The organism is Streptomyces sp. NTH33 (assembly GCF_003236365.1).
In the GTDB taxonomy this organism is placed as follows: domain Bacteria; phylum Actinomycetota; class Actinomycetes; order Streptomycetales; family Streptomycetaceae; genus Streptomyces.
On sequence record NZ_POTZ01000396.1, the window covers coordinates 1 to 6,495 of the forward strand.

Here is a 6,495-nt window from a genome sequence, read left to right on the forward strand (position 1 = left end):
ATGCCATGCAGGGACAGGCCGGACGGCGGCCCCGCCCGCCGTCGGTGGGGAGAGGGAGATCCTGAGCGCGGTCCTGGACTGGCACCGGGCCACCTTCGAGCTCAAGTGCGCCGGCCTGCCTCCGGAGCGGCTGTCCGAACGGGCGGTGCCGCCGTCCGGCCTGTCCCTGCATGGCATGGTGCGGCATCTGGCCGGTGTCGAGCGCTGGTGGTTCCGCATCCAGTTCGCCGGCGACGACGTTCCGATGCTCTACTACTCCGACGACGACCCCGACCAGGACTTCGACAGCCTGGACGGAGACGTCGACGAAGCCTTCGCCGTCTGGCGGGCGGAGTGCGAGCACTCCAGGCGGATCACGGTCGCTGCCGCATCGCTGGAGGAAACAGGGATCCGCAGGAGGACCGGCGAACCGGTCTCGCTCCGGAGGATCCTGGTGGACATGATCGCCGAATACGCCCGGCACAACGGCCATGCCGATCTCCTGCGCGAACGCATCGACGGCTCCACCGGGATGTGACCTGGCAAGGAAAGCCTCATCACCCGCGGGTGGCCTGCGCGATGTGCCTTCCCGGCGGCGCGTCCTGCATTCGAGGCGCCTGATGGAACAGGCCGCGGACAGCGGCCGCCCGGGCCCACACCAGGAGGGGGAATGCCGCTATCCGTTCCGTGCCTCCCCTCCCGAGTCCGAGACAGCGGTGGGAGGGAAAGGGCCCGAAGGCCGTGATCGCCGTTGCTCCCAGCAGCCGGTCGCCCAGCGCAGCGGACCGGGCACGTCGTCCGCCAGGCCGGCACCCGCCATCAGAAGGCCGATGTTGATCATGGCCATGATGAGCAGGGCACCCAGGACGTGCTGGTTCTCGTGGACGTCCACGGGTACCGGCCCGGCCCACACGAATCCCACGTCGGCGCAGGCCGGCAGGCCGGCAGGCACCGGGCCACGATCGCGGTCGCGCCCCTGCGCCACAGCGCACCGGTGAAGGCGACGCCGACGACGAGGAGCGCCCCCAGAACGACGAACGAGGCGTTCATCAGGCCGTGTTCGGGCGAGCAGACGTAGCGCGGCTCGGGGCCCGGCTGCACGGCGTATCCGATCCGGGACTTCAACCGTCCACCTTCTCCCGCACGGTTCACGTGCGGACAGCGGATCACGCGCGGCCGGCCTCGGACACGCCGACAAGCCCCCGGGCACGAGGCGGGGCAGACCCTACACGTACAGCCGGCCCTGGAGCGGCGCGGGAAATTCGCTGGACATCGCACAGGTCAACGGCCAGCGTTGACGGAATGCAGCAGGAGAAGATCTGGGACACCGATGCCGCCCGGCGCTATGACACACCCGGCTCCGGCATGTTCGCGCCCGAGGTCCTGGGGCCGACCGTGGATCGCCTCGTCCAGCTCGCAGGGGACGGAGCAGCACTCGAGTTCGCCATCGGGACCGGCCGGGTGGCCGTCCCGCTCGCCGAGCGGGGAGTCCCTGTCACCGGCATCGAGCTGTCGCTGCCGATGGTGGAGCAACTGCGGACCAAGGCCGACGAAGCAACGATCCCGGTGATCATGGGTGACATGGCGACCACCGTCGCTCCCGGGAAGTACGCCCTCGTCTACCTCGTTTACAACACGATCTCCAACCTGCTCACCCAGGAGGAGCAGGTCCAGTGCTTCCGTAACGCCGCCCGCCACCTCACGCCCGGTGGGCGGTTCATGATCGAGCTCTGGGTACCCGAGCTGCGCAAGCTCCCACCGGGCCGGACGGCCACCGTCTGGCAGTCCGAACCCGGCTACATCGGTCTGGACACCTACGACGTCCTGCGCCAGCACGTGGTGTCGCACCACTTCCACTTCGACGAGACCCAGCAGGCCCGGTTGTTCCGCAGCCCTCATCGCTACATCTGGCCGGCCGAACTCGACCTCATGGCCCAGCTGGCCGGATTCGAACGGGAGGCCAGACACGCGGACTGGTCCGGAACCGAATTCACCGCCGAGTCGCGTTCTCACGTCTCCGTCTACCGACTCCCGCCGACGCAGTAGTTCCGCGGCGCCGCCTGCACCCGCGGACCCCCTCACCAAGCCGGTCTCGGTCACCGGGCCGGCCTGGGTGATCCGCTCACGGTCGGTGGCAGCATCCGCATGGCTCCACCACATCGGAGCACCACCCCCGAGCCGGTTCTCCTCGGTTCCGGTCCACTCGCCGTGCCCCGTGGTGGCCACGAAGCAATCTCCCGGGCGCAGCCACCCAGCGGTCTTTCGCCGCAGGGGCAACTGCGGCGGCCACAGCGGCTCGGTGTCACCGGACAGGTCCTCCGGCGACCGCCATCGCCACCGGAGGATCTTGTCCGCGGCACGTGAGGCGGCGAGATCACCGACCGGGTCCAGGACCGCGGCTCCGGCTGCTCGTCCGGGTACCCGCGTCGGGCCGGCCCGCCAGTGTCCCGTGCTCGCCGTCGAGCCCGGTCGTGGCCGCCCGCCGACGCGGTCGGGGGTGCTGGTTCGCGACTGGTCCCCAGCAATGATCAAGGGGATGTTTCGGACTCCTCCGAAACATCCCCTGATCTTGATCTGTGACTCTTCCGAGTCGGGACGACAGGATTTGAACCTGCGACCCCTTGACCCCCAGTCAAGTGCGCTACCAAGCTGCGCCACGTCCCGGTGCGTTCACGTGCGGTGACCCGCGTGATCGCGTGAACGTCACTTTACCGCACCTCGGGGGCCGGATCGAAAGCGGGCGGGGAGCGAGGGGGACAATCGGCGTATGAGCAGCGCATCCAGCAGCGCGTCCTCCGGCAGGCCGGCCGGCGCGCGGGACCGGGACAGTGAGGGGCGGGCGCGCAACGCGCGGCCTCGGGACGGGCTGGGGAGGCCCCTGCCGTACGGTGCCGACGGTGTGCCGCGGCAGCCCGAGGGCGTGGTGCGCACCCCGGGACAGACGGTCGCCGAGGCGCAGGCGCTGCTGGACGCGGGCAGGCCCTTCCACGCGCACGAGGTCTTCGAGGACGCCTGGAAGTCGGGGCCGGAGGCTGAGCGCACCCTGTGGCGCGGGCTGGCCCAGCTCGCGGTGGGGCTCACGCACGCGGCTCGCGGCAACGTCACCGGTGGCGCCCGGCTGCTGCGGCGCGGGGCGGGAGCCGTGGAGGAGTGGGTGGCGGACACCGGGAAGCGGATTCCGTACGACATGGACGCCCCGGCGCTCGTGGCGTGGGCGCGGGAGCTGGCGGACACCGTGGAGAGCGGGGCGGCGGGCGCCGTGGACGCGGCGGAGCGGGCGCCTCGGCTTCGGGGAGCGTAGCCCTGGGCAGGGGCGTGGTGCCGGGGTGTCAGTGCCGTACGGCAGACTCGGGGGCGTGCGAAAGATTCATGTCATCGGCATCGGCGCGGGCGACCCGGAGCAGTTGACCCTGCAGGCGGTCAGGGCGCTGCGTGAGACGGACGTGTTCTTCGTCCTCGACAAGGGCGAGGTGAAGTCCGACCTCGTCGAGTTGCGCCGGGACATGCTGCGCACGCACGTGCCCGAGGGGACGTACCGCGTGGTCCGGGCGCGCGACCCGGAGCGGGACCGGTCGGCGGGCGGCGCCGCCTACTCCCCCGCCGTCGGGGACTGGCGCAGTGCCCGTGCGGACCTCTACGAGCGGCTGATCGCCGAGGAGCTGGGCGAGGGCGGGACCGGCGCGTTCCTGGTGTGGGGGGATCCGGCGCTGTACGACAGCACGATCGGCGTCCTCGAGGAGGTGCTGGCGCGGGGCGCGGTGGAGTTCGCGTACGACGTGGTGCCCGGCATCAGCAGCGTCTCCGCGCTGGTGGCCCGGCACCGTACGGGGCTCAACCGGGTCGCCCGGCCGGTGCAGATCACCACGGGCCGGCGGCTCGCCGAGGGGTTCCCGGAGGGGGTGGACGACGTGGTGGTGATGCTGGACGCCCACCAGACGTTCCGGCAGTACGCCGACCAGGACATCGACATCTACTGGGGCGCCTACATAGGCACCCCGGACGAGATCCTGGCCGCCGGCCCGATCGCCGAGGCCGCGCCGCGCATCGAGCGGCTGCGGGCCGAGGCGCGGGAGCGCAAGGGCTGGATCATGGACACGTATCTGCTGCGGCGGCGCCCGGAGGAGTAAGCGGCCCGAGCCATTCCAGTACGGCGGTCACGTCCGGTACGGCGGTCAGCCGCGGCGGCAGCGGCGGGCGCCGTACGACGACGACCGGCAGCCCGAGGCGGCGTGCGGCCGAGAGTTTGGCCGCCGTGGCCGCGCCCCCGCTGTCCTTGGTCACCAGTACGTCGACGCGGTGCGTCCTGAGCAGCTCCGTCTCGTCGGCCTCGGTGAACGGTCCCCGGGCCAGTACGACCCGCAGGTTGGGCGGCACCGGCGGCTCGGGCGGCTCCACCGACCGTACGAGGAAGTGCGGTTCGGTCAGGTGGGCGAAGGCGGCGAGGCCGAGCCGTCCCGTGGTGAGGAAGACCCGGCGGCCCAGCCGGGGCAGCAGTCCGGCCGCCGCGTCCAGTGAGTCGACGGCGCGCCAGCGGTCCCCGGGCTCCGGCCGCCAGCCGGGCCGGCGCAGTACCACCAGGGGCACGCCGGTCGCCGCCGCGGCCCGCGCCGCGTTCCGCGTGATCGTCTCGGCGAAGGGGTGGGTGGCGTCGACGGCGGCGTCCACGCGGTGTTCCCGCAGCCACGCGGCCAGTCCCTCCGCCCCGCCGAAGCCTCCGACGCGCACCTCCCCGTCCACCGCGCCGGGCCGTGTCACCCGCCCCGCCAGCGAACTGGTCACCCGCACGCCCTCGCGCACCGCGAGCACCGCGGCCAGTTCACGTGCCTCGGCCGTGCCGCCGAGGATCAGGACGTGGGAGGACATGACGTCGAGGGTACGCGGGGTCATGTCCTCCGGGATCGGTGCAGGCCGTGGTCGGACAGGGGGCCCACGGTCCAGCCGGCCGCGTGGCAGGTGGTGATCAGGGCGGGGAGGGCGGCGAGGGTGATGCGCCAGGAGCCGGGGGACGAGGCGTGGTCGGAGTCGTGGAGGAGGATCGTGCCGCCGCCGCGCAGGCCGGCGGTGACGGTGGTGTGGACGGCGGCGGGGGTGGCGTCCGGCGTCCAGTCCCGGCCCCAGGCGGTCCACAGCACCGGTCGCAGGCCGGCGCGCCGGGCGGCGGCCCAGCGGCCGGAGGTGAGGATGCCGTAGGGCGGGCGGTACCAGTGCGGGCGCCTGCCGGTCGTGTCGTGCAGGACGTCGGCCGCCCGTGCCGTCTCCCGCAGGTCCCGGCCCGGGGCCGGCAGCCAGGGGCGGCTGTGGGTCCAGCCGTGCACGGCCAGTTCATGGCCCCGCTCCGCCATGTGCCGGGTGAGCCCGGGGTACCGGGCCACCCTCTCGCCGAGGACGAAGAAGGTGGCGCGCACGGCGAGCCGGTCCAGCTCGTCCAGGAAGTGCGGCGTACAGGCCGGGTCCGGACCGTCGTCGAAGGTCAGTGCGATGTGGTCGGGGTGGCCGGTCCCCGCCAGGCGCGGGAAGCACAGGGCACGGAAGCGGGGCAGCCAGGTGGCCGCCGGGACGATGTGCGCGGCCGCGACGGCGGCGACGGGCGCGAGCGCCGCCGCCGTGGTCCGCACGGCACGGCTGCCGGGTCCTCCCATCTGTGGCCTCCTCACGGGTGTTCCGCCTGTGCCCTTCCCCGGCCGGGGACCGTGCCGCGCGCCGGCTCGGCGTCCCACTTGCCCGACACGGCGGGAGAGCGGGCCAGGCCGACCGTGCCGGCCGCCAGGAGGCCGATGCCGATGGCCTCGGGAAGCACGCGCACGCCCAGGGCGATCTCTTCCCCGAACAGGGCCACTCCGAGCGCCACGCTCGTCACGGCGTCCCCGAGGGTGAGGGCGGGCTGGGAGGCGACCAGGGTGCCCGCGTGGAAGGCCAGCTGGAGCAGCCCGAAGGCGGCCAGGCCGGTGGCCGCCGTGGCGTACGGCGTCCAGTTGGTCGCCAGCGCGGCCAGGCCCTGCGGATACACCCCCGTCACCTCCTTGAGGAGGGCCGCCGTCGCCGCGAACAGCACGGCCGCCGCCAGACCGAGTACGGCGGCCCGGGGCGGCCCCTTGACCAGCCGTGCCACGACGAGCAGCACGGTCACCAGGCAGGCGAGGGCGATGCCGACCGGGATCCAGCGTCCCGCCTCGGCCGTGGCGCGTCCGGCGGAGGGCGCGGCGGCACCGAGGAAGAGGGCCAGCCCGGCGGCCAGGGCCAGGAAGGACAGCCAGGTGCCCCGGGCCGGGCGCCAGTGGAAGACGACGCTGCCCAGCACCAGTGTGAACAGCAGTTCGGTGGCCAGCAGCGGCTGGACGAGTGACAGACTGCCGACGGCCAGCGCCGCGGCCTGCAGCACCGCGGATCCGGCCAGCAGGGCCGCCCCGGCCAGCCAGAACCGCCGCCGCCTCGCGCGGACGGCCTGAGGAGAGCGCCGGCCCGCCGGCCCGCGTCCGCCGTCCGGCGCCCGTACGGCCGGGCCGTCCGTTCCGCGCC

Annotated in this window: 8 protein-coding genes and 1 tRNA gene; 4 read left to right on the top strand and 5 right to left on the bottom strand. The window is 73.3% G+C overall.

The features are described from left to right. The first annotated feature begins 58 nt into the window (after positions 1-58). On the top strand, positions 59-517 hold the full coding sequence (locus tag C1I97_RS28425) for a DinB family protein (RefSeq protein ID WP_258382777.1): 459 nt from the start codon (positions 59-61) through the stop codon (positions 515-517). Positions 518-816: 299 nt separating this feature from the next. On the opposite strand, the gene C1I97_RS39385 is transcribed toward C1I97_RS28425, so the two are convergent. Beyond that, a complete protein-coding gene (locus C1I97_RS39385) occupies positions 817-1,104 on the bottom strand; it encodes a hypothetical protein (protein ID WP_146608316.1) in 288 nt (95 codons plus the stop codon). 177 nt (positions 1,105-1,281) lie between these two features. Between C1I97_RS39385 and C1I97_RS28435 the strand changes: the two genes are divergently transcribed. Continuing rightward, a complete protein-coding gene (locus C1I97_RS28435) occupies positions 1,282-2,025 on the top strand; it encodes a class I SAM-dependent DNA methyltransferase (protein WP_111006000.1) in 744 nt (247 codons plus the stop codon). 544 nt (positions 2,026-2,569) lie between these two features. Here the strand turns inward: C1I97_RS28435 and C1I97_RS28440 are convergent. Further along, positions 2,570-2,643, bottom strand: a tRNA-Pro gene (locus C1I97_RS28440). Positions 2,644-2,746: 103 nt separating this feature from the next. Here C1I97_RS28440 and C1I97_RS28445 point away from each other — a divergent pair. Both C1I97_RS28445 and cobF read left to right on the top strand, forming a co-directional pair. Beyond that, a complete protein-coding gene (locus tag C1I97_RS28445) occupies positions 2,747-3,280 on the top strand; it encodes a DUF309 domain-containing protein (protein WP_111006001.1) in 534 nt (177 codons plus the stop codon). Positions 3,281-3,335: 55 nt separating this feature from the next. After that, on the top strand, positions 3,336-4,106 hold the full coding sequence (gene cobF / locus C1I97_RS28450; protein WP_111006003.1) for a precorrin-6A synthase (deacetylating): 771 nt from the start codon (positions 3,336-3,338) through the stop codon (positions 4,104-4,106). Here the strand turns inward: cobF and C1I97_RS28455 are convergent. From C1I97_RS28455 to C1I97_RS28465, 3 genes are all read right to left on the bottom strand, one after another. Further along, positions 4,066-4,842 carry a cobalt-precorrin-6A reductase gene (locus C1I97_RS28455; RefSeq protein ID WP_111006004.1) on the bottom strand — a complete coding sequence of 259 codons (777 nt, stop codon included), beginning with the start codon at positions 4,840-4,842 and terminating at the stop codon, positions 4,066-4,068. The two genes, cobF and C1I97_RS28455, sit on opposite strands and share 41 nt — an antisense overlap. 20 nt (positions 4,843-4,862) lie before the next feature. Continuing rightward, positions 4,863-5,618 carry a polysaccharide deacetylase family protein gene (locus C1I97_RS28460; protein ID WP_111006002.1) on the bottom strand — a complete coding sequence of 252 codons (756 nt, stop codon included), beginning with the start codon at positions 5,616-5,618 and terminating at the stop codon, positions 4,863-4,865. An 11-nt stretch (positions 5,619-5,629) separates the two neighbouring features. Then, the coding region (locus tag C1I97_RS28465) for a DMT family transporter (protein ID WP_111006005.1) at positions 5,630-6,495 on the bottom strand (866 nt) is incomplete at its 5' end.